Raw genomic sequence first — 20,037 nt, forward strand, 5'->3', positions numbered from 1 at the left:
CGCCGGGAGCCATCATGGGAGCCGAGATGACTTTACGCGAACGCCTGGCGGCGAATGAAACGGTGCGCCCCGCCACCAACGCACAAGGCGCGCTGGCGCTGCACGCCTACCAGGAACTGAAAAAAACCATGCACCAGACGATACTAGACCGTATCGACCTGGAACGCCTGAAGCGCCTGACGGCGGAGCAGTTCAAGCACGAGCTGGCGCTGCTGGTGCAGCGCGTGATCGAGGAAGAACGCATCGTCCTGAACCAGCACGAGCGGCATAGCCTGGTGCTCGACATCCAGCACGAGATGCTGGGCTTCGGCCCGCTGGAACCGTTGCTGGCCGATGCCAGCGTGTCCGATATCCTCGTCAACACCTGCGACAAGGTGTATGTGGAGCGGGGCGGGCGGCTGCAGCTGACGGACGTGACGTTCCACGACAATGCGCACCTGATGAAGATTATCGAAAAGATCGTCTCGCGTGTGGGACGGCGGGTCGACGAATCGAGCCCGATGGTCGACGCGCGCCTGCCGGACGGTTCCAGGGTCAATGCCATCATTCCGCCGCTGGCCGTCGATGGCCCGATCCTGTCGATCCGGCGCTTTGCCGTGCAGCCTTTGACGATCGCCAACCTGCTCGACTACAAAAGCCTGACGCCGCCCATGGTGCAGGTGCTGCAGGCGCTGGGGCAGGCCAAGGTCAACATCCTGATTTCGGGCGGCACGGGCAGCGGCAAGACGACCCTGCTCAACGTGCTGTCGGGTTTCATCCCGGGCAGCGAGCGCATCGTCACCATCGAGGATGCGGCCGAACTGGCGCTGCGCCAGCCGCACGTGGTGCGCCTGGAAACGCGCCCGCCGAATATCGAGGGCAAGGGAGAAGTGAGCCAGCGCGCGCTGGTGCGCAATGCGCTGCGCATGCGGCCCGACCGCATCATCCTGGGCGAGGTGCGCGGCGCCGAGGCGCTCGACATGCTGCAGGCGATGAACACGGGCCACGAAGGGTCGCTGGCGACCATCCACTCGAACACGGCGCGCGACGCGCTGGCGCGGCTGGAAAACATGGTCGGCATGGCCAGCGTGAACCTGACGCCGCGCGCCACGCGCCAGCAGATCTGTTCGGCCGTGACGGTGGTGATGCAAGTGTCGCGCCTGACGGATGGCGCGCGCAAGCTGGTCAGCCTGCAGGAAGTGACGGGCATGGAGGGCGACATCATCGCCATGCATGAAATCTTCCGCTTCGAGCAGACGGGTGTCGATGCCGCAGGCAAGGTGCTGGGCCACTTTTGCGCCACGGGCGTGCGGCCCCGTTTCACGGAACGCTTGCGCATGTTCGGTGCGCCCGTGCCCGATACGGTGTTTGATCCCGACCGCATCTACGAATAAAGGAAGCATCATGGACCTGGTGTTCTACGGCTTTGCCGTGCTGCTGTTCGCCGCCTGCATCCTGATGGTGGAAGGCGCCTGGCTGTGGTGGTCGGGCACGCACGGCAGCGCGGCGCGGCGCATCAACCGGCGCTTGCGGCTGATGGCGGCGCGCGGCGAGGCGGGCGGTGAGCGGGTCTCGATCCTCAAGCAGCGCCGCTATGCGCGCTCGCCCGGCCTCGAGCGCTGGCTGCGGCGCCTGCCGCAGGCGGCACGGCTCGACCACCTGCTGCTGCAATCGGGCTTGTCCTGGTCGGTGGCGCAGTTCCTGGGCGGCGCGGGCGGCTTGCTGTTGCTGGCGCTGCTGTGGCTGGCCATCTTGCCCATGCCGTTGCCTGGCGCCTTGCTGCTGCTGGGCGTGGCAGGCGGCGGGCCGTGCATGGTCGTGCTGCGCGCGCGCGCCGCGCGGCTGAAAAAGATCGAGGCGCAATTGCCGGAAGCGGCCGATTTCCTGGCCCGCGCGCTGCGCGCCGGACACTCGTTTTCGAATGTGCTGCAGATGGTGGGCGATGAACTCAATGAGCCGATCAGCGGCGAATTCAAGATGGCGCACGAAGAGATCAATTACGGCGTGCCGATGAACGAGGCGCTGCAAAACCTGGCCGCGCGCATTCCGCTGACGGACTTGCGCTACCTTGTCATCGCCGTGCTGGTGCAGCGTGAATCGGGCGGGAACCTGGCCGAAGTGCTGGTCAGCATCGCGCGCATCATCCGTGCCCGCTTGAAACTGCTGGGACAGGTGCGCGTGCTGTCGGCCGAGGGGCGCATGTCGGCCTGGGTGCTGGGCTTGATGCCGGTGGTGATGATCGGCGTCATGGCGCTCGTCAATCCGCAATACATCAGCTTGCTGTGGACCGACCCCAGCGGCATCAAACTGCTGTGGTACGCGGCCGGCATGGTGGCGCTGGGTGTCGTGTGGATGCGCAATGTGATCCGCATCCGCATCTAAGAGATCGTCTGAAAAAAGTCCATGGCGTTGTTGCGTCGCCTTGTCGTACTTTCGTACTGCCTTCGGCGACACGCCTAGCCCTGAACGTTTTGTCAGTCGATCAATCGGAGGAAATGCCATGACTGGCTCGCAACTGCTGTTTCTGTTGATTGTCTTCGCCGTGGTGGTGGCGCTGGCCCTGCTGGCGTGGCTGATCTTCTTTCCCGGTGCCTTGCGCCAGCGCCTGTTCGGTTCCATGGCGCCGGCCGCCAGCGAGGCGGTGGCGGAAAACGGCTGGGTGGAGCGCGTGGCGCGCGTGGCGCAGCCGTTCAGCAAGCTGTCGCTGCCGGAAGAGGGCTGGGAGCGCTCGCCGCTGCGCACGCGCTTCATGAACGCGGGCTGGCGCCAGGCCAGCGCGCCGGCCCTGTACTTCGCCGCGAAAAGCGTGCTGGCCCTGCTGTTTCCCACCGTGCTGGGCCTGTATGCGGCCAGCGCCATGGCGGCGCAGCTGCGCAGCGTGCTGCTGTTGCTGCTGTGCGTCAGCGCCACCATCGGCTATTACCTGCCGAACCTGGTGCTGGCCAGCACGGCCAAGCGGCGCCAGCGCGACATCTTTGAAAACATCCCGGACGCGCTCGATTTGCTGACCGTGTGCGTGGAAGCGGGCTTGAGCCTGGAGCGCGCGCTGGTGAAGGTGTCGGGCGAAATCCATATCAAGAGCGTGGTGCTGGCACAGGAGTTGCAGCTGGTGCTGATGGAAATGCGCGCCGGCTTTTCCAAGGAAAAGGCGCTGCGTAACCTGGCCCTGCGCAGCGGCGTGGAAGACGTCGATACCTTGGTCGCCATGCTGATTCAATCGGAACGCTTCGGCACCAGCATGGGCGATTCGCTGCGCGTGCATTCGGAAAACCTGCGCGGCAAGCGCAGCCTGCTGGCCGAGGAGGCGGCAGCGAAGATTGCCCTGAAACTGCTGTTCCCGCTGATTTTTTGCGTCTTTCCCACCCTCATGCTGGTGCTCATGGGGCCGGCCGTGATCGAAGTGTATCGCGTGCTCGTGCCGGCCATGGCCAGCCGCTGAAAGGAGCTACCATGCGCTTGACGATTTCCCGCCTGGCCGCCGCCTGTGCCTGTCTGGGCCTGGGCGCGTGCGCCAGCCACACGGCGCACGCGCCGCGGCTGCCGGCGCCGCCCGCTGCCGCTGCCGCTGCCGATGCGGCCTATGTCGCGGGACGCCAGTATTTTGATGCGGGCGACCTGCCTGCCGCGCAAGCGGCCTACGAGCAAGCCTTGCGCGCCGCGCCGCGCCATGTGAATGCGCGCAACGGCCTGGCCGTGCTGCACGCGCAGCGGGGCGAGCACGATGCGGCGATTGCCCATTGGCTGGCCTTGACGCAGGAGGCGGGCACGCCGCAGCCGCAACAGGCGTATCTGTTCAGCAATCTCGGTCATGCTTATTATCTGAGTGGACGCGCTGCGCAAGCCTTGCCCGCGCTGGAGCAGGCGTGTCTGCTCGACCCGCTCAATGCGCTGGCCTGGCAGCATCTGGCGCAGGTGCTCGAACGGCTGGGGCAACACGCGCGCGCGGCCGTCATGCGGCGCCAGGCGGCCAGCTTGCAGGAGCACGATTTGCGGCGCGACATGGCCGTCTTGCGCAGCGAGGCGCCGCCGCAAGGTGTACCCGTGGCCGCGCCGGTGCCGGATGCGCCCGCCATGGCGCGCATCGAGATCACGCAAGGCGACGGCATGGCCCGCTTGCAGCGTGTGCCGGCAGCCGTGCGCAGCGTGCCCGCTGCCGTACCCCGTCCGCGCCTGGAAATTGTGAATGGCAATGGCGTGCCCGGCCTGGCCGCCGCACTGGCGCGCAGCCTGGCCGGCAGTCCCGTGCAGGTGGTGCGCCTGGCCAATGAAACCAGCTTCCAGGTGGCGCGCACGCGCGTCGAATACCGGCCCGCGCAGGAGCAGGCGGCGCGCCAGCTGGCCCGCCAGTTGGGGATGCAGGTACAAACCCAGGTGCAGACCCAGGCCGCCGATTGTCCTGCCAGCGAACTGCGCCTGGTACTGGGGCACGACCTGAGCGATCCGGCCATGCTGCACCGCTATTATCTGCAGCAGTTGCAACTGGCGCGCCAGGCGCTGGCGCGGCTCGGTTAACACGCCTCTGTTGATGCAAAAGAAACGGCGCCCATGAGGCGCCGTTTTATTTCATGCTGCTGCTGATTGTGGCTGGCGGCGCCGCGTAAAAGCCAGGGCCGCCAGTCCCATGCCCAGCAGGAACAGGGTGCCTGGTTCCGGCACGGCCAGGGGATCGATGACGACGATGTCGGTGCGCGTGGACTTGGAAAAGTTCAAGGTGTAGCTGCCAGCCGGCAGGGCGAAATTCGAGGTCAGGGAAAACATCGCAAAGCCATTCGTGAAGGCGCGCCCGGTAGCGGGGTCGTTGGTGCCTGCCGTCATGTTCAGGCTGAACGGATCCAGGCTGCCGACCGTATGGTTGCCGTTGACGTCGCTGCCATTGTTGGCATCGCCATCGGGTGCGAACTGGAAGATCACGCCATCGGCATTCGCGTTCGACAGGCAGCCGACGGGGCTGGCGCTGTTGCAGGAGATATTGAAGATATCCATGATCGACACGTTCGACTTGTCGCCCATGGTCGTCACGCTGGTGCGCAGGTCGCGCCGTCCCATGAAGCTGAAGGTGATGAAGCCGGCGCTCGACAGGGTCAGGTTGACGGAGCCGGTCAGCGTGTCGCCGGCCGTGGACGTGGCGGCACCGACCGTGTTGCGCTGGGCTTCCGCCACGGCGCGCACCGTGGCGCCGCCATTGAGCATGTTGCCGAAGGCATGTGCATCGCCGCGGGCGAACTCCAGGGTGGAACTGGGGCTGGGGGCGTAATGGTTTTGCGGCAGGCCGCTGCAGCCGCCGCCCGAGCACACTTGCAGTACGTCGGCGTTGGCGGCCGGCCCCGTATTGACGGCACGCGGATTGACGGCCACGCCGCCTTCGAAAAACGCGCTGTCGCTGGCATTGCGGTTCGCGCCGGCCAGCGACAGCGCGCCGGCGCTGGTGGTGATGCGGAAATTGTTCAACTCATTGACGGCCAGGCCGTACGCGCCGGCCTGCGCCTGGCCGCTGGCCAGCAGGCTTGCCGCCGCCAGTGCGCCCAGCCAGCCCAGGGTCTTGCTTCGTGTGTGATCGACGTTCATCGCAGCCTCTTATCGTGGTCAGTCTCGAAAAATCCGGGGGACAAAGAATCCAGGATGACTTGCCTGGATTCATCTCGTAGACAGGGATAAGCAGCTTGCGTGCCACACAAAAAAATCACGTGAAATCAATTGCTTGCGCAAAGCTGACTGAGCTGGCGGAAGCAAAGTGTAAGAAAGGCCGACGCCGCTTGGCGGGCGGTGCCAGCCAGCCTCAGGTGCCCCGGTGATAGCCGAGGTGGCCACCGGAATTGCGTGCGCAGCCGCATCCGATGCGCGACACTTCCTCGCCGTCCGTCAATTTCCAGTTGGTAATCGTCGTATGCTGCCAGTCGATGTCGCTTTTCTTGACAGGTTTTACCGTCAGGGTGCGTGCTTCCGCATCCGTGTACTCCATCAGCTCCTCATCGTCGGCGATGTCGAAATGGCGGTGGATCAGGGAAATGCCGAAGCGGTCGAGCGCGCTATAGCGTTGCAGCACATCGCGCAGTTCGCGAAAGCAGGCGAGATCCTCGGGCAGCAGCGGATCGACGGCGGAAATATCGGCGACGGGCTGCCATTGCATGGCGTGGATGTTCAGGCTGTGCATGATAGGCTCCTGTGCCCCATGATGATAGGCCCAGGCTGGCAGAGGGGCGCTGGCACGCCTGGCGAAATACCCATCGTGGACGCAAAGCCGCTGCGGCGCTTGCGCCGGATCAAAGGTGCGGCACATCGCCTCTCGTCCGATCATTGCCCGGTAAAATAGGCCATGGCAAACAAAACCCCCACCTTCCCCGGCGCGCGCACGGGCCGCGGCCAGGTCCTGGCCGTGCTGCTGTCGAACCGCGACCAGTCCGGCGCCGAACCGCTGCAAGGCCGCGTCTCGCTGGCCGCCATCGTCAAGGCATTGAAACGCAAATATCACTGGCCGATCGAGACGCACAGTTTTCCCGCCAACACGCAGGATGGCCGCGCCAGCTGGGCGACCGTCTACAGCCTGCCGGACAAGGTCATCGAGACCGCGCTGGATGCCGGCGGCCGGGAGTGGCTGGAAAGCCGGGGAGCGGTCGCGCGGCGGTGAATGCGCCGCCTGCCTTAATCGATCCCTTTACTCGAGCCGGAAGCCGACCTTGAGCGTGACCTGGAAGTGCGCTACCTTGCCGTCGACGATATGTCCCCGCGACTCGGTCACTTCATACCAGTCCATGTGCTTGACCGTCAGCGCCGCCTTGGCAATGGCATCGCGTATCGCCTGATCGCTGCTCTCGGTCGATGTTCCCACCAGTTCGATCAGTTTGTAAGTGTGTGCGGACATGATATTTCCCCAGGTAGGCAAGCCAGACATCGGGAGCCTGCTTTGCGCAAGCACGTGCTCATCTTGCGCCTAAATATGCTGGACGTCATTGCGCGGTGCAGCAATGCATCACGCAAGTGGGTTGCCTAGAGATGGCGATGCGTTTGAAAGGTCACAAGAGTGCTAGGCAGGCGGGGGAAAGAAAAAAGGGTTATAAGCCGAAGCCTGTAACCCTTTGATTTCCTAATGATTTTTCTGCTAGCAAGCACTCTCAAACTATCCATTGATGATTAAAAATCCATTGGTGAGAGTAACGTGAGCTAACATAGCATAACAAAATTAAACCTTTATGCCACATAACTTGGCATTAAGACTTGCACTATTTATATGTCTAGTCCTAGTCCTAGGCCTCAAGCGAGCAACCATTGATTTCGACTATCCAAGTGCTTGCCAGCCGCAAGGCTTTGCTCTGCTTCTTCGAGATCTTACCCCATGCTTCGCCGTGGAATGGATTTGTAGGTAAAGGAGAGAAACCTACTTGGAGATTATAGCCACGTAATTGACCTGCCGTCACTTGAATTGAACCGATCCATGGGGGCATTGTCACGTGTGCTTTTATATCCTGCCCGGCCTCAATTATGAGGCGTCGAATATCAACAGACATGCCTCCTCCACACTCAGGGGAAGACATTTCGAAGGCCTCAGAAGAAAGCCGCTTACCGGTGGGTGACTTAACATCATCAACAACCCATTGCGGCGGGATTCGACGAATTAGTCCATCCTCGGCCAGAATCTCGGCGTGGTCATGAGGAATCACTAAGTTATTTACATCACGCGGCGGCGGGCTCAGCGGCAACGTTCGTCTCCTTAATATAATTGAGCCAAGCCGATACGATTTTAAAGTCCCAAGTGAGGTCAACTTCCGGCTCCTGATCATCGTCAACACTACTGAACCATGCATGCACGCTGTTTGGTCGATGAATGCGAAGTTCAATGTCGCCTTTTAATGTATGCCATTCAATTTGGACACTGCCACTTACGGTTGGCACTAGTGACGGAACCGGTATGCTTTGATCCATGACGGCAGACAAAATGCTCATGGCAAACACTGCATTCTCTTGGCTAAGTGGACGTCCACTATAACCATCCCACCCTGCTTTAAGATGCATCAACTCACGGAGACGTTTAGATATCGGCTCGATCCAATTTTGTTGGCGCACAAAAGCTGTCTTCAATGGAAGTATATCTGTGCTAGACACGCGACGACTTGGCGCTATTGTGCTCCTCATATCTGATGATGAAAATGCAGCGCATTCGGTGATCATTTTTTTCGCTCCCATGCCTTATGTGCTTCAGGCGTTGTAAGTTCTGTAAATCGATTCACAATGCTTGTACGCCCCTCTGCCAGAAACTTCAATGCAGAACTAATAGTTGATGATTCAGGAGCACCTCGGACCGTAAGGCTTAGCGAAATAGCACGCTGTCCATCTGACCTAAGTATTTCTCCAATCTCACAAATTAAACGTGCGCGTGGCTTTTCATTCGCATCAACAATAGTTTCTCTAAAATTGAGATTAAAGTTCTGTGGGTGCTTTGTGCCAAAATTAACAAAGCTTAACCAATCTGATAGTTTGAGTGTCCCATTGGCACTAGTAGCTATGTGATTGATATATGAAATTTCGCACTGGCTTATCTGTAGTTTCTGAGGAGTAAGAGTGGAAAAATAATTTTCCAGCTTAGTTAACTCATCTGTAAACCGCGCGATCATATGTTCGAATCGCGGATACTCATTCGTGCGGTCCCCTACTTTACGCCAGTTATGAAGGATTCGATCTTGTTGAAATTGAATTATTTCGTCACGTCGCTCATTTAAGAACCAGTAGCGATCATGCAATGCACCATCAACGAATGAAAGCTGGTTTCCAGGCGATGGAATCTGTGGCCCGAATGTTTCGAAAACGGGTGGCAAGGGCATATATTCTTCGACGTGAGGATAGTTTTCCTGAAACAGATCCCAAACTTTTCCTGCATGAATCTGCGAATATCCGGCAGGATTCGAAAACTGCACTCCCAAAACAACCTCGCCTAGTGGAGGGCTCCCGAAGTCAGGTAGATCAGCTGGTCTCATTTTTCCCTTCCAAACGCGGTCACGCTGTGTAACGACGTTGCATTAAATGCATAATTACTTGTATTTGATTATAGTGGAAAAGACGGCAGTGAGAAGCACAATGATAAATTTCTTGTTGTACCTCTTGTAGCCAGATAGCACCATCGCATAGAGTAGTCGTTTCCGACCATGCACAAGCCATTCACTATACAGGGCACGCATTGATCTTCGCCAATGAGTTGTTGCATAGTTAGCTCACTTAGATGGTGCGCTACACATATGCAAGCCACTTCATGATGGATCGCGAGGACGTTCCTTGGTGCAAAAGGTACTGGACCATTCTAGTTTACAAACTAATGATCTATGCCAACTTCCGCAATGAACATCATTGTTACTCTACTAATGTTTCATTTGTTGACGCAGTTGACCCTCGTAAAAGAAAAAGGGCTACATGCCGAAGCCTGTAACCCTTTGATTTCCTACTGAATTCTGGTGCCGACTGCCGGTTTCGAACTGGCCACCTGATGATTACAAATCAACTGCTCTACCAAATGAGCTAAGTCGGCAAAAACTGCGCGTTGCGAATTATACGCTATTTAATGCGTGTCAGGGTCGGGCGGCCGCCTTTTTTTGGTGGCTCGTCGTCGCCGGGCGTGGCGTTGTCGCGTTGTTCGGGGGAACTGGTCGGCACGGACGACAGGGTGGGACCGCTGGCGGCGGGGGCGAGCACGGGTGGCGGGACGTCGGCGGAGGCCGGGCTGTCCGTCGGTTGCGCGTCCGGGTCATCGTTGCCCAGCACGGGCTCGAAGGCCATGCCCTGGCCGTTTTCGTTGGCGTAGATGGCCATCACGTTGTCGACCGGCACGTAGATTTCGCGCGAGACGCCGCCAAAGCGGGCGTGGAAGCGGATGGCGTCATTGTCCATCTTCAAGCCGCTGGTGGCGCCGAAGCTGATGTTGAGCACGATTTCGCCTTTTTTCACGTATTCCATCGGTACCGTGGTGCGCGAATCGACTTTGACCGCGAGATAAGGCGTGTAGCCGCTGTCGGTGCACCACTCGTAGATGGCGCGCAGCATATAAGGTTTGGTTGAGATTTCAGACATGGTAGGCACGGTGAGGCGGGAGCGCCCCCGTCAGCATGAGGCGGGCGCACCGGTAGTTCAAAAGACTGGGACAGCGCAAAAGCAACTTTACCACATGCCCCAAGATATCCCGGCAGGCGCGGCCTGCCGGGATTATCTTTAGCGGCGCATGACCTTTTCGGAAGGGGTCAATGCCTCGATATACGCTGGACGCGAGAAGATGCGTTCGGCGTATTTCATCAGCGGTGCAGCCGTCTTCGACAGTTCGATGCCGTAGTGGTCCAGGCGCCACAGCAGCGGCGCGACAGCCACGTCGAGCATCGAGAATTCGTCGCCCAGCATGTACTTGTTCTTCAGGAACAGCGGCGCCAGGGTCGTCAGGCGGTCGCGGATTTCCGCGCGTGCCTTGTCGTGGGCCTTGTCGTTGCTCTTGGCGCGTTCGCTTTCCAGCACGTGCACGTGCACGAACAGTTCTTTTTCGAAATTGAACAGCATCAGGCGCGCGCGGGCACGCATCAGCGGATCGGCCGGCATCAGTTGCGGATGCGGGAAGCGCTCATCGATGTACTCGTTGATGATGTTCGATTCATACAGGATCAGTTCGCGCTCAACCAGGATAGGCACCTGGCCGTACGGATTCATGGTCGAAATGTCTTCCGGTTTGTTGAACAGGTCGACGTCGCGCACTTCGAAGTCCATGCCTTTTTCAAACAGGACCAGGCGGCAGCGTTGCGAAAATGGGCAGGTTGTACCCGAATAGAGAACCATCATTTTTTATAGTTCCTTAGAAACAAAGGGGGTGAAGCCGCGAACGGCTCACCCCAGGTCGCTTGTCCACTCATGCGGACAACGCAGAAACAGGCATAAACCGGCCTATGGCCGGCGCCTCACTTATTTGACTTCCTTCCAGAACGACGCGTTAAGGCGCCATGCCAGCAGAGCAAAGACCGACAGGAACAGCAGCACCCACACGCCCAGGCGCTTGCGTGTTTGCTGTGCCGGTTCGGCCATCCACTCCATGTAGCCGACCAGGTCGGCTACCGCATTGTCATACTCGATCTTGTTCAACGTACCTGGCTTGACCTGCTCGAAGCCGGCAAATTTGTGGATCTTCTTGCCAGCTTCGTGCGGATCATTCTCTTCCACGAACTTGGCAGTCTGGACACCTTGCAATTCCCATAATACATGCGGCATGGCAACATTCGGCACGACCATGTTGTTCCAGCCGGTCGGACGAGTGTCGTCTTTATAGAACGTACGCAGGTAAGTATACAGGTAGTCGCCGCCTGTGCCAGCGGAAGATGATTTCGCGCGCGAAATTACCGACAAATCCGGCGGTACGACGCCAAAGAAGGCCTTGGCGTCCTGCGGTGCCAGGGCCGTCGTCATCAGGTCGCCTACTTTATCACCTGAGAACAACAGATTCTCCTTGATCTGGATTTCCGTCAAGCCCAGGTCGCGCAGGCGGTTGTAGCGCATCGACACGGCGGCGTGGCAATTCAAGCAATAATTGACGAACAATTTGGCGCCATGCTGCAGCGCTGCCATGTTGGTCTGGCGGTCAGGCGCCTTGTCCAGCGGAAAGCCGCCTTCGCTGGCGAGAGCCATGGCAGGCACGAAGGCCAGGATGGCGAGCAGTTTTTTTGCAATCTTCATATGATGTATGTCCTTTGAGCGTGGCGTGAGAGCGGCTTAGTGCGGGTGAAACGTCACACGCGACGGCACGGTCTTGAACTGGCCCATTGCACTCCACCATGGCATCAACAGGAAGAAGCTGAAGTAAATCAGGGTGCACACTTGCGACACGATGGTCTTCGTATCCGTTGGCGCCTGGGTCCCGAGGTAGCCGAGGATCAGGAACGACAGGCCGAAGATGGCATAGATGTATTTGTGCCAGGTCGGACGGTAGCGGATCGATTTCACGGGCGAATGGTCCAGCCATGGCAGGAAGGCCAGGATCACGACGGAACCGCCGAAGAACACCACGCCCCAGAATTTCGCATCGAGCACCTGCGGCAGCATGCCGATGATGGCGACGATGGCGATGCCGGCGATGAGGGATTTGACGGTCGTCGACAGGCGCGACTTGAGCCAGATGAACACCACATAGGCAGCCACGACACCCATCAGCACGTACATGAAGTCGGCCGTGGTGGCGCGCAGCACCGAGTAGAACGGCGTGAAGTACCAGGTTGGCGCGATGTGCAGCGGGGTCTTCAGCGAGTCGCCCGGCAGGAAGTTGTTGTACTCCAGGAAGTAGCCGCCCATTTCCGGCGCGAAGAAGACGACGGCGCTGAAAATGACGAGGAAGATCGATACGCCGAACAGGTCATGCACGGTGTAGTACGGATGCGAAGGAATCGAATCGACCGGGTGGCCATCGGCGCCCAGGTTTTCCTTCACTTCGATGCCGTCCGGGTTGCTCGAGCCGACTTCATGCAGGGCGATCAAGTGCGCTGCAACCAAGCCCAGCAGTACCAGCGGGATGGCGATCACGTGGAAGGCGAAGAAGCGGTTCAGGGTCGCGTCGGACACGACGTAGTCGCCGCGGATCCACAGCGACAGGTCAGGGCCGATCAGCGGGATGGCGCCAAACAGGTTGACGATCACTTGCGCGCCCCAGTACGACATCTGGCCCCATGGCAGCAGGTAGCCGAAGAACGCTTCGGCCATCAGGCACAGGAAGATGGCGAAACCGAACAGCCAGATCAATTCACGTGGCTTGCGGTAGGAGCCGTACAGCAGGCCGCGCGTCATGTGCAGATAGACGATGATGAAGAAGGCCGAGGCGCCCGTCGAGTGCATGTAGCGCACCAGCCAGCCCCACGGTACTTCGCGCATGATGTACTCGACGGAATTGAAGGCCAGGGCCGCATCCGGTTTGTAGTGCATGGTCAGGAAGATGCCGGTGACGATCTGCAACACCAGCACCAGCATGGCCAGCGAGCCGAAGATGTACCAGAAATTGAAGTTTTTCGGGGCGTAGTACTTGCCCCATTGGTCGTTCCACAGCTTGGTCAGGGGAAAGCGGTCATCGACCCAGCCCAGCGCTTTTTCGGCGACGGGAGCGTCTGCCGGGAACTTCGTTTCTTTGAAAGCAGCCATGATCAAGCCTCGCCTTTCTCGTCTTTACCTATCAGCAATTTGGTGTCGCTCAGGTACATATGGCGCGGCACTTGCAGGTTGTCCGGCGCCGGCTTGTTCTTGAACACGCGGCCTGCCATGTCGAAGGTGGAGCCGTGGCAAGGGCACAGGAAGCCGCCTTCCCAGTCATCGGGCAGCGACGGTTGCGGGCCAGGGGTAAATTTCGAGGAAGGGGAGCAGCCCAGGTGGGTGCAGATGCCGACGGCGACGAGAATTTCAGGCTTGATCGAGCGCGCTTCATTCATGCAGTATTCAGGCGTGAATTCGGCGGGATTGCGTTGTGAATTGGCATCGGCGACCTTGCCATCGGTTTGCTTGAGCGACGCGATCATTTCCGGCGTGCGCTTGAGGATCCAGACCGGCTTGCCGCGCCATTCGACGGTGCGCATTTCGCCGGGTTGCAAGGTGGTGATGTCTACTTCGACCGGCGCGCCAGCCGCTTTCGCGCGCTCCGACGGCTGGAAGGTGCTTACCAAGGCTCCCGCGGTTGCCAATCCAACTACACTGCCCGCCGCGCACGTGGCGACGAGCAAGCCGCGACGGCCTGAATCGACCTGCTTTTCGTTACTCATGCAAACCCCAATCAGTCAAAATGCGAATCTTTATTATGAGTGGCAGCCGCGAAAAACCCGTCGCCGAAGCTCTTTCCCACTGTTTGCCGCAACCCGCATCTTTGTACGGTAAAGTGGCAACATCCCTGCGGAACTTCGGCCAATGGCGCAGCCCGTGCCAGTTTCTTGTTGATTATCCGGAAGTGAAAAAGCCACTTCTGGCAACCGCAAATTATAAGTGAAGCAAACAACGAATAAAACAAAAACGTTGCTTGTACCATAATTTATATACTTTTGCAGGAGGTGGCTAGTTCTTTCGAACTAGATGCGCACGGCTGTGCCGGAATTGGTCCTGCTGGCAACCACAAGTTGGTGTCCCCAGGAATCAATAGTATGATCGGCATGTTTTTATATCTATCCGAAGGAGAAATTCATGGCAATGATGAAGGAATTTAAAGAATTTGCAATGAAAGGCAATGTCGTCGATCTGGCGGTCGGTGTCATTATCGGTGGCGCCTTCGGCAAGATTGTCGATTCCCTGGTGCAAGACGTGATCATGCCGCCCATCGGCCGCATTTTCGGCGGCCTCGATTTTGCCAACTACTACCTGCCCCTGAATGGCCAGGCGACAACGATGACCCTGGTGGAAGCGAAAAAGGCGGGCGCCGTGCTGGCCTACGGTAACTTCCTGACCATTTTGCTCAATTTCATCATTCTTGCTTTCATCATCTTCCAGATGGTGCGCCTGATGAACAAGGCCCGCCGCAGCGAACCGGTCGCGCCAGCGCCGGCACCGGCCACGCCGGAAGACATCGTGCTGCTGCGTGAAATCCGCGACTCCTTGCAGCAGAACGCACGCAACAGCAACAATCTGGCAAAATAAGTCGTTCCGGCACGGGCCGGCTGACCTGGGCAGAGAACTGTATGCGACGATTCTGGTTATTGTTTGCGCAAACCGTGACGATCGCGTTGGCGCTGTACTTTGTGTACGGCGCGCTGCGCCCGGCCAGCCGGGTACAGCAACTGGGCTCTCCTGCGAAACCGGTGCCCGTGGTGGAAACGGCGTCCAGCAGCCTGGCGCCCGGTTCCTACCGCGACGCGGCGGCGCGCGCCATGCCCGCCGTCGTCAATATCCTCACCCTGCAAGTACCCAAGCGCGGCGCCCATCCGCTGGCGCGCGATCCCTTCTTCAAACGTTTCTTCGGCGACCGCGACCCGGACGGCGAGGATGGCGAGGACTTGAAAAACAGCCTCGGCTCGGGCGTCATCGTCAGCCATGAAGGCTATGTGCTGACGAATAACCACGTGGTCGAAGGCGCCGACGAAATCGAAGTCGTGCTCACCGATGGCCGCAAGGCGCCCGCCAAGGTGGTGGGCCTGGACCCGGAAACGGACCTGGCCGTCATCAAGATCGACCTCGACAAGCTGCCCGTCATCGTGCTGGGCCAGTCGGAACTGGCGCGCGTGGGCGACGTGGTGCTGGCCATCGGCAACCCCTTCGGCGTGGGCCAGACGGTGACCATGGGCATCATCTCCGCCCTGGGCCGCAACAACCTGCACATCAACAGCTTTGAAAATTTCATCCAGACGGATGCGGCCATCAACTTCGGCAATTCGGGCGGCGCCCTGGTCGATACGCGCGGCAATCTGATCGGCATCAATACGGCGATCTATTCGCAAAGCGGCGGTTCCGTCGGCATCGGCTTCGCCATTCCCGTCTCGACGGCGAAAACGGTGATGGAAGCCATCATCAAGGATGGCCACGTGGTGCGCGGCTGGATCGGCGTGGAAACGCAGGACATCACCCCCGAGCTGGCGCAAAGCTTCAACTTGCAGCGCACCAGCGGCGCCATCATCGCCGGCGTGGTGCGCAACGGGCCGGCCGACAAGGCGGGCATCGTGCCCGGCGACATCCTGCTGACGGTGGACGGCAAGCCCGTGGGCGACACGACGGAAATGCTGAACCTGATCGCCCAACTGCCGCCCGGCGGAAAAGCTAAAATGACGGTGCTGCGCAAGAATCGCGAAGCGGCGCTCGACGTGATGGTGGGCAAGCGCCCCATCCCGAAAGAGCTTTCCAAATAGTTGCTGATCGGAATTTGACACATGCATGTGCGTGATTTGACCCAATTTTTACGTGAACTGAGCGACAACAATAACCGTCCCTGGTTTGTCATGAACAAGCCCCGCTACGACATCCTGCGCGAGGAATTCCTCGCCCTGGTCACCAGCCTGATCGGTGAGCTGGGCAAGTTCGACCCGGCCGTGAAGTACTGCAATCCGAAGAAGGCGATGTTCCGCATCAACCGCGACGTGCGTTTTGCGCACGACAAGAGCCCGTATAAAACGCGTTTTTCGGCCGCCATCGCGCCGAACGACATGCGCCGTCCCAGCAAGGCGGGCGGCCCCACGTATTATCTGCAGATCGATGGCCAGGGCAACCTGCTGTTCGGCGCCGGCGAATACATGCCGCCGCCGGGCCGCCTGAAGGCGCTGCGCGATCACATGGTCAACGACGCGCCAGGTTTCTCCAAAGTGCTGAAGAATAAGCGTTTGAAGGCCCGCTTCGGCACCATCCAGAACGAGGGCAAATTGCAGCGCCCGCCCAAGGGTTTCGAGGCGGATGCCGAACATATCGAATTCATCAAGCTGAAAAGCTTTTTTGTCTGGACCGAAGTGCCGCTGCCCGTCAACGCGCCCGAGAAACTGCTGCCGACCCTGGCGGAAGGCTTGAAGGATGCATGGCCGCTGGTCGAGTGGATGCGCGGCGCGAAAGAGCCGGAGGAAGTCACCGAGTAATTGCGGAAGGAGCACATGATGGCACTGGAGCACGCAAGTTCAGGACAGGTGATCGAGGTGCTGCGCAGGGACGGCGACGACCTGTCGCAGTTTTCCGCCATTGCGCTGGCCAAGACGGACGAACTGGAATTGATCCGCATGTGCATGCCCAAGGGCAAGACCATGCCCGAGCATCATGTGCTCGGTGAAATCACCCTGCTGTGCCTGCAGGGGCAGGTGGCGGTGACGGCGCATGGCGGCGTGCAGCTGCTGGGGCCGGGGCAGATGCTGTACCTGCTCGGCGGCCAGGCGCACGCCCTGGAAGCGCGCGAAGACAGTTTATTGTTGCTGACCATACTCATGCACAAGGCTGGTCGCTAGGTTTTTCCTGTCAGGCCGCCTCGGCGCGCGGATCGCGCGACAGCAGTTGCTGCACCATCACGTGCGGCAGATCGCCGTCGAACAGCACGCCGGCCACCGCGTTGGTGATCGGCATGTCGACGCCCATGCGGCGCGCCAGTTCGCGCACGGCCTTGGCGCAGGGCACGCCTTCTGCCACATGACCGAGTTCGGCCACGATGGTGGCCAGCGCCTTGCCTTGCGCCAGGCCCAGGCCGACGCGGCGGTTGCGCGACAGGTCGCCCGTGCACGTCAGAATCAAGTCGCCCATGCCCGTCAAGCCCATGAACGTTTCCGTCTGGCCGCCCAGGGCCGTGCCCAGGCGCGTGATTTCCGCCAGACCGCGCGTGATCAGCGCGGCGCGCGCATTCAAGCCCAGGCCCAGGCCGTCGGCCACGCCCGTGGCAATGGCCAGCACATTCTTGACGGCGCCGCCCACTCCCACGCCCACCAGGTCTTCGCTCGCATACACGCGGATGGTGCCGCCATGCAAGGCCGAGACGACGGCGCCGCGCAAGGCCGCGCTGTGCGAGGCGATGGTCAGCGCGCACGGCAAGCCGCGCGCCACTTCCTGCGCGAACGAAGGGCCGGACAGGGCGCCGCCGGGAATATTGTCGCCCAGCACTTCCTGCACGATCTGGTGCGGCAGCAAGCCCGTGCCGCCTTCAAACCCTTTGCAGAGCCACACCACGTTGCCGATGGCCTTGTCTTTCAATTGATGCAGCATGGGCCGCAAGCCCGCCACGGGGCAGGCGGCGATCAGGATGCCGTGTTCACCGCCGGCATGCGCGACGGCGGCGTCGAAATCGGCACCGATGCGCAGTTGCGGGGGTAAAGGGAAGCCGGGCAAATAGCTGTTTTCACCGCTGGCGGCCATGGCGGCCATGGCTTCGCCATTGCGGCCCCACAGCAGCACGTCGTGGCGGCCGGCCAGGGCCATCGCCACGGCCGTGCCCCAGGCGCCAGCGCCCAGGATGGTGATCTTGCGGGCGGTGGGAATGATATCGGGAGTGACTTCAGGAGAAACTTGCATGCAACCTCAATGGGGCAGGGGGAACGGGTGCGGTGCTTACATGCCCCACACTTCGCTGGTCTTGACGTAGCCGCTCTGGCCATCCTTGTGGCGCACCTTGACCCAGCCGGAGGTCGGTTGCTCGCTCATTTCCAGCAGCACGCCCTTGTCGACGAGGATGATGGCGGAGGCGGTGTCGTCGGGGCTGGCGCGAACCTTGAGGTTCGCGGCGCGCGCCACGAGGTTGCGCTTGGCCGACAGGCCCTTGGCTTCCGTCCATGCCATTTCGCCGCTGGCGTCGCGCACCTTGACCCATTCGCCGTAGCTGAGCACGACTTCCAGCGGCATGCCGCGTGGCGCCACGTACAGCTTGCCGCCCTTGGAGGATGGCGCGTCGTACAGGATCACGGGAGCCGCGCCCACCGTTTTGAAATCGACGGCATGGCTGGCGGCGGTCGCCAGCAGCAGTACGGCGCCGGCCATCCAGCGGAACTTGCTCAAGAGCGCACTTTTCAACATGATATTTTTGAACCTTAACGAAACACGGCGGCCAGGCCGCCGTTTCTTACCTGCAGTATAGAACACTCACAAAACCGTCGCGAGCGGCAGTGCATTGTGGCCGAGAAGCGCAGCTGTGCTAGAGCACAGCGAGCATCACAGGCCGCAAAGCGCGCCGCGCAGCAGGTTTGGTGAGATGTTCTTAGTGCGTTTCGCTGGCTGCTGGTGCTGCGGCAGCGGCGTCAGCAATAGCTTGCAGACGTTGTTGGTAGAACACTTCGAAGTTGATCTCGGCCAGGTGCACTGGCGGGAAGCCGGCACGGGTGATCACGTCGGCGATGTTGGCGCGCAGGTAAGGGTAGATGATGTTCGGGCAGCCGATTCCCAGCAGCGGATCGAGTTGATCAGCAGGAATGTTGCGTGCTTCGAAGATACCGGCTTGCTTGCCTTCAACCAGGAAAGCGACTTTTTCGCCGACTTTGGCGGTCACGGTGATGGTCACGGTGGCTTCGAAGATGCCGTCGGCCAGAGGCGCAGCGCCCACGTCCAGAGCTACTTCGATCGCTGGTGCTTCTTGTTCCAGGAAAATAGCTGGGGAATTTGGTTGTTCCAGCGACATGTCTTTCAGGTAGACGCGTTGGATTTGGAAGACTGGTTGCAGATTTTCGTCAGACATGGAACGCTTTCGTTGTAAAGGACAAGAACGGCACACCGTTCAAATATGGTGCTTGCGGTATTCAAACCGCGCCGGGTAGGCGCGGCCAGATCAGGTGCGAGGGCAATTGTATCAAAACAATACGACAAAAAACCAAGCAATTTCTCGAACCCGCTTTATATCAGGCTGCCGTGCCATTTAACAAGGGGTCCAGCTTGCCGGCTTGATCGAGCGCATACAAATCGTCGAATCCGCCCACGTGGGTATCGCCCACATAGATCTGCGGCACCGTGCGGCGGCCCGTGCGTTCCATCATCTTGATGCGCTCTTCCGGGTCGAGGTCGACGCGGATCTTTTGCACGGCGACGCCCTTGGCTTCCAACAGGCGCTCGGCGCGCACGCAATACGGGCACACGGCGGTGCTGTAAACAATAACAGGTACGGTCATGATGATTCCTTCAGTTAAGGCTGGTTTATTTCGCCAGCGACAAGGTTTTCAATGGCAAACCCTGCTTTTTCCATTCGTCGAGGCCGCCTTCCAGGCTCGTTGCCTCAGCGAAACCGGCTTTGCCCAGCAGGCCGACGGCGGTTGCCGAACGCGAACCTTTCTGGCAAACCACTACAATGGGGCGCGTTTTGAATTTTTCCAGCTCGCCCATGCGTTTTGCCAGTTCCGGCAGCGGAATATTTTTTGCCTCAGGCAAGTGGCCCGTGGCGAATTCTTCCGCGCTGCGCACGTCGACGATGATGGTTTTGCCGCGGTTGATCAGTTGCGTGACTTCCAGCACGGTCGCGCGCTTGCCGCGCATCGACAGCAGTGGCCAGAGGAGGGCGCCGCCGGAAATAATGACGATGGCAAACAGAAAAATGTGGTCGATAATGAATTTCACGTAGGGTCCAATGGTTTAAGTCAATCCGCGCATTATAAAATAGAAGCTGGACGAGGTCTTTTTACGTTTTGCTTTTTTGATTTGAACCCCTTGAGAAGATAG

25 protein-coding genes and 1 tRNA gene are annotated in these 20,037 nt (G+C 59.8%); 9 read left to right on the top strand and 17 right to left on the bottom strand.

Features of this window, described 5'->3' with window-relative positions:
* Positions 1 to 26: 26 nt before the first annotated feature.
* The 4 genes from CSQ91_RS23565 (at position 27) to CSQ91_RS23580 (ending at position 4,491) form a co-directional block, all read left to right on the top strand.
* Positions 27 to 1,373, top strand: a complete 1,347-nt coding sequence (locus tag CSQ91_RS23565; protein WP_170846399.1) for a CpaF family protein — start codon at positions 27 to 29, stop codon at positions 1,371 to 1,373.
* Between the two features lie 10 nt (positions 1,374 to 1,383).
* Entirely contained in the window at positions 1,384 to 2,361 is a 978-nt protein-coding gene (locus CSQ91_RS23570) for a type II secretion system F family protein (RefSeq protein ID WP_099389795.1), read from the top strand.
* A 118-nt stretch (positions 2,362 to 2,479) separates the two neighbouring features.
* Entirely contained in the window at positions 2,480 to 3,418 is a 939-nt protein-coding gene (locus CSQ91_RS23575) for a type II secretion system F family protein (RefSeq protein ID WP_034783626.1), read from the top strand.
* A gap of 11 nt (positions 3,419 to 3,429) precedes the next feature.
* Complete coding sequence (locus tag CSQ91_RS23580) at positions 3,430 to 4,491, top strand: LytR C-terminal domain-containing protein (RefSeq protein ID WP_099389796.1); 1,062 nt, start codon at positions 3,430 to 3,432, stop codon at positions 4,489 to 4,491.
* Positions 4,492 to 4,542: 51 nt separating this feature from the next.
* Here the strand turns inward: CSQ91_RS23580 and CSQ91_RS23585 are convergent, their stop codons facing one another.
* Both CSQ91_RS23585 and CSQ91_RS23590 read right to left on the bottom strand, forming a co-directional pair.
* Positions 4,543 to 5,544: an EDSAP-1 family PEP-CTERM protein gene (locus CSQ91_RS23585; RefSeq protein ID WP_099389797.1), complete on the bottom strand. Its 1,002-nt coding sequence runs from the start codon at positions 5,542 to 5,544 to the stop codon at positions 4,543 to 4,545.
* A gap of 211 nt (positions 5,545 to 5,755) precedes the next feature.
* A complete protein-coding gene (locus CSQ91_RS23590; RefSeq protein ID WP_099389798.1) occupies positions 5,756 to 6,130 on the bottom strand; it encodes a hypothetical protein in 375 nt (124 codons plus the stop codon).
* A 162-nt stretch (positions 6,131 to 6,292) separates the two neighbouring features.
* Here CSQ91_RS23590 and CSQ91_RS23595 point away from each other — a divergent pair, with 162 nt between their 5' ends.
* On the top strand, positions 6,293 to 6,604 hold the full coding sequence (locus CSQ91_RS23595; protein WP_099389799.1) for a hypothetical protein: 312 nt from the start codon (positions 6,293 to 6,295) through the stop codon (positions 6,602 to 6,604).
* Between the two features lie 27 nt (positions 6,605 to 6,631).
* Here CSQ91_RS23595 and CSQ91_RS23600 read toward each other — a convergent pair whose 3' ends face one another.
* From CSQ91_RS23600 to petA, 10 genes are all read right to left on the bottom strand, one after another.
* Positions 6,632 to 6,838 carry a dodecin gene (locus CSQ91_RS23600; RefSeq protein WP_034753599.1) on the bottom strand — a complete coding sequence of 69 codons (207 nt, stop codon included), beginning with the start codon at positions 6,836 to 6,838 and terminating at the stop codon, positions 6,632 to 6,634.
* 382 nt (positions 6,839 to 7,220) lie between these two features.
* Positions 7,221 to 7,673 (bottom strand): hypothetical protein, encoded by a 453-nt coding sequence (locus tag CSQ91_RS28785; protein ID WP_143451086.1) that lies wholly within the window; start codon positions 7,671 to 7,673, stop codon positions 7,221 to 7,223.
* A complete protein-coding gene (locus CSQ91_RS28790) occupies positions 7,648 to 8,157 on the bottom strand; it encodes a hypothetical protein (protein ID WP_143451087.1) in 510 nt (169 codons plus the stop codon). The genes CSQ91_RS28785 and CSQ91_RS28790 overlap by 26 nt, the downstream gene beginning before the upstream one ends.
* Positions 8,139 to 8,945, bottom strand: a complete 807-nt coding sequence (locus CSQ91_RS23605) for a TIGR04255 family protein (RefSeq protein ID WP_099389800.1) — start codon at positions 8,943 to 8,945, stop codon at positions 8,139 to 8,141. The genes CSQ91_RS28790 and CSQ91_RS23605 overlap by 19 nt, the downstream gene beginning before the upstream one ends.
* 469 nt (positions 8,946 to 9,414) lie before the next feature.
* Positions 9,415 to 9,490, bottom strand: a tRNA-Thr gene (locus CSQ91_RS23610).
* Positions 9,491 to 9,516: 26 nt separating this feature from the next.
* A complete protein-coding gene (locus CSQ91_RS23615) occupies positions 9,517 to 10,029 on the bottom strand; it encodes a ClpXP protease specificity-enhancing factor (RefSeq protein ID WP_034783599.1) in 513 nt (170 codons plus the stop codon).
* Positions 10,030 to 10,167: 138 nt separating this feature from the next.
* Positions 10,168 to 10,779, bottom strand: coding sequence for a glutathione S-transferase N-terminal domain-containing protein (locus tag CSQ91_RS23620; RefSeq protein ID WP_010394154.1), 612 nt, complete (start codon positions 10,777 to 10,779; stop codon positions 10,168 to 10,170).
* Positions 10,780 to 10,899: 120 nt separating this feature from the next.
* Complete coding sequence (locus tag CSQ91_RS23625) at positions 10,900 to 11,664, bottom strand: cytochrome c1 (protein WP_034783597.1); 765 nt, start codon at positions 11,662 to 11,664, stop codon at positions 10,900 to 10,902.
* 36 nt (positions 11,665 to 11,700) lie between these two features.
* Positions 11,701 to 13,113, bottom strand: coding sequence for a cytochrome b (locus tag CSQ91_RS23630; protein ID WP_099389801.1), 1,413 nt, complete (start codon positions 13,111 to 13,113; stop codon positions 11,701 to 11,703).
* Positions 13,114 to 13,115: 2 nt separating this feature from the next.
* Positions 13,116 to 13,724, bottom strand: coding sequence for a ubiquinol-cytochrome c reductase iron-sulfur subunit (gene petA / locus CSQ91_RS23635; RefSeq protein WP_034783594.1), 609 nt, complete (start codon positions 13,722 to 13,724; stop codon positions 13,116 to 13,118).
* Between the two features lie 412 nt (positions 13,725 to 14,136).
* On the opposite strand from petA, the gene mscL reads away from it, so the two are divergent.
* Genes mscL through CSQ91_RS23655 form a run of 4 tightly spaced genes read left to right on the top strand, consistent with a single transcriptional unit; the run spans position 14,137 to position 16,862 of the window.
* A complete protein-coding gene (gene mscL, locus CSQ91_RS23640) occupies positions 14,137 to 14,586 on the top strand; it encodes a large conductance mechanosensitive channel protein MscL (protein ID WP_070223752.1) in 450 nt (149 codons plus the stop codon).
* A 41-nt stretch (positions 14,587 to 14,627) separates the two neighbouring features.
* A complete protein-coding gene (locus CSQ91_RS23645) occupies positions 14,628 to 15,788 on the top strand; it encodes a Do family serine endopeptidase (protein WP_070258533.1) in 1,161 nt (386 codons plus the stop codon).
* Between the two features lie 21 nt (positions 15,789 to 15,809).
* On the top strand, positions 15,810 to 16,502 hold the full coding sequence (locus CSQ91_RS23650; RefSeq protein ID WP_099389802.1) for a DUF2461 domain-containing protein: 693 nt from the start codon (positions 15,810 to 15,812) through the stop codon (positions 16,500 to 16,502).
* Between the two features lie 15 nt (positions 16,503 to 16,517).
* Positions 16,518 to 16,862: a hypothetical protein gene (locus CSQ91_RS23655; protein WP_225317152.1), complete on the top strand. Its 345-nt coding sequence runs from the start codon at positions 16,518 to 16,520 to the stop codon at positions 16,860 to 16,862.
* 10 nt (positions 16,863 to 16,872) lie between these two features.
* On the opposite strand, the gene CSQ91_RS23660 is transcribed toward CSQ91_RS23655, so the two are convergent.
* From CSQ91_RS23660 to CSQ91_RS23680, 5 genes are all read right to left on the bottom strand, one after another.
* A complete protein-coding gene (locus tag CSQ91_RS23660) occupies positions 16,873 to 17,913 on the bottom strand; it encodes an NAD(P)H-dependent glycerol-3-phosphate dehydrogenase (RefSeq protein ID WP_099389803.1) in 1,041 nt (346 codons plus the stop codon).
* Between the two features lie 36 nt (positions 17,914 to 17,949).
* Positions 17,950 to 18,411, bottom strand: coding sequence for an SH3 domain-containing protein (locus CSQ91_RS23665; protein ID WP_034783582.1), 462 nt, complete (start codon positions 18,409 to 18,411; stop codon positions 17,950 to 17,952).
* Positions 18,412 to 18,592: 181 nt separating this feature from the next.
* On the bottom strand, positions 18,593 to 19,066 hold the full coding sequence (gene secB / locus CSQ91_RS23670) for a protein-export chaperone SecB (RefSeq protein ID WP_034783580.1): 474 nt from the start codon (positions 19,064 to 19,066) through the stop codon (positions 18,593 to 18,595).
* A 160-nt stretch (positions 19,067 to 19,226) separates the two neighbouring features.
* Positions 19,227 to 19,493, bottom strand: a complete 267-nt coding sequence (grxC, locus tag CSQ91_RS23675; RefSeq protein WP_070220900.1) for a glutaredoxin 3 — start codon at positions 19,491 to 19,493, stop codon at positions 19,227 to 19,229.
* A 25-nt stretch (positions 19,494 to 19,518) separates the two neighbouring features.
* Complete coding sequence (locus tag CSQ91_RS23680) at positions 19,519 to 19,935, bottom strand: rhodanese-like domain-containing protein (protein WP_092609308.1); 417 nt, start codon at positions 19,933 to 19,935, stop codon at positions 19,519 to 19,521.
* Positions 19,936 to 20,037: the final 102 nt, after the last annotated feature.

The sequence above is a fragment of the Janthinobacterium sp. BJB301 genome (genome assembly GCF_002735685.1).
GTDB lineage: Bacteria > Pseudomonadota > Gammaproteobacteria > Burkholderiales > Burkholderiaceae_D > Janthinobacterium > Janthinobacterium lividum.

What these genes read in the sequence shown, in the direction of transcription:
- CSQ91_RS23565 (WP_170846399.1), top strand. Translation starts at nt 27, where the DNA reads ATGACTTTACGCGAACGCCTGGCGGCGAATGAAACGGTGCGCCCCGCC.
- CSQ91_RS23570 (WP_099389795.1), top strand. Translation starts at nt 1,384, where the DNA reads ATGGACCTGGTGTTCTACGGCTTTGCCGTGCTGCTGTTCGCCGCCTGC.
- CSQ91_RS23575 (WP_034783626.1), top strand. Translation starts at nt 2,480, where the DNA reads ATGACTGGCTCGCAACTGCTGTTTCTGTTGATTGTCTTCGCCGTGGTG.
- CSQ91_RS23580 (WP_099389796.1), top strand. Translation starts at nt 3,430, where the DNA reads ATGCGCTTGACGATTTCCCGCCTGGCCGCCGCCTGTGCCTGTCTGGGC.
- CSQ91_RS23585 (WP_099389797.1), bottom strand. Translation starts at nt 5,544, where the DNA reads ATGAACGTCGATCACACACGAAGCAAGACCCTGGGCTGGCTGGGCGCA.
- CSQ91_RS23590 (WP_099389798.1), bottom strand. Translation starts at nt 6,130, where the DNA reads ATGCACAGCCTGAACATCCACGCCATGCAATGGCAGCCCGTCGCCGAT.
- CSQ91_RS23595 (WP_099389799.1), top strand. Translation starts at nt 6,293, where the DNA reads ATGGCAAACAAAACCCCCACCTTCCCCGGCGCGCGCACGGGCCGCGGC.
- CSQ91_RS23600 (WP_034753599.1), bottom strand. Translation starts at nt 6,838, where the DNA reads ATGTCCGCACACACTTACAAACTGATCGAACTGGTGGGAACATCGACC.
- CSQ91_RS28790 (WP_143451087.1), bottom strand. Translation starts at nt 8,157, where the DNA reads ATGGGAGCGAAAAAAATGATCACCGAATGCGCTGCATTTTCATCATCA.
- CSQ91_RS23605 (WP_099389800.1), bottom strand. Translation starts at nt 8,945, where the DNA reads ATGAGACCAGCTGATCTACCTGACTTCGGGAGCCCTCCACTAGGCGAG.
- CSQ91_RS23615 (WP_034783599.1), bottom strand. Translation starts at nt 10,029, where the DNA reads ATGTCTGAAATCTCAACCAAACCTTATATGCTGCGCGCCATCTACGAG.
- CSQ91_RS23620 (WP_010394154.1), bottom strand. Translation starts at nt 10,779, where the DNA reads ATGATGGTTCTCTATTCGGGTACAACCTGCCCATTTTCGCAACGCTGC.
- CSQ91_RS23625 (WP_034783597.1), bottom strand. Translation starts at nt 11,664, where the DNA reads ATGAAGATTGCAAAAAAACTGCTCGCCATCCTGGCCTTCGTGCCTGCC.
- CSQ91_RS23630 (WP_099389801.1), bottom strand. Translation starts at nt 13,113, where the DNA reads ATGGCTGCTTTCAAAGAAACGAAGTTCCCGGCAGACGCTCCCGTCGCC.
- petA (WP_034783594.1), bottom strand. Translation starts at nt 13,724, where the DNA reads ATGAGTAACGAAAAGCAGGTCGATTCAGGCCGTCGCGGCTTGCTCGTC.
- mscL (WP_070223752.1), top strand. Translation starts at nt 14,137, where the DNA reads ATGGCAATGATGAAGGAATTTAAAGAATTTGCAATGAAAGGCAATGTC.
- CSQ91_RS23645 (WP_070258533.1), top strand. Translation starts at nt 14,628, where the DNA reads ATGCGACGATTCTGGTTATTGTTTGCGCAAACCGTGACGATCGCGTTG.
- CSQ91_RS23650 (WP_099389802.1), top strand. Translation starts at nt 15,810, where the DNA reads ATGCATGTGCGTGATTTGACCCAATTTTTACGTGAACTGAGCGACAAC.
- CSQ91_RS23655 (WP_225317152.1), top strand. Translation starts at nt 16,518, where the DNA reads ATGATGGCACTGGAGCACGCAAGTTCAGGACAGGTGATCGAGGTGCTG.
- CSQ91_RS23660 (WP_099389803.1), bottom strand. Translation starts at nt 17,913, where the DNA reads ATGCAAGTTTCTCCTGAAGTCACTCCCGATATCATTCCCACCGCCCGC.
- CSQ91_RS23665 (WP_034783582.1), bottom strand. Translation starts at nt 18,411, where the DNA reads ATGTTGAAAAGTGCGCTCTTGAGCAAGTTCCGCTGGATGGCCGGCGCC.
- secB (WP_034783580.1), bottom strand. Translation starts at nt 19,066, where the DNA reads ATGTCTGACGAAAATCTGCAACCAGTCTTCCAAATCCAACGCGTCTAC.
- grxC (WP_070220900.1), bottom strand. Translation starts at nt 19,493, where the DNA reads ATGACCGTACCTGTTATTGTTTACAGCACCGCCGTGTGCCCGTATTGC.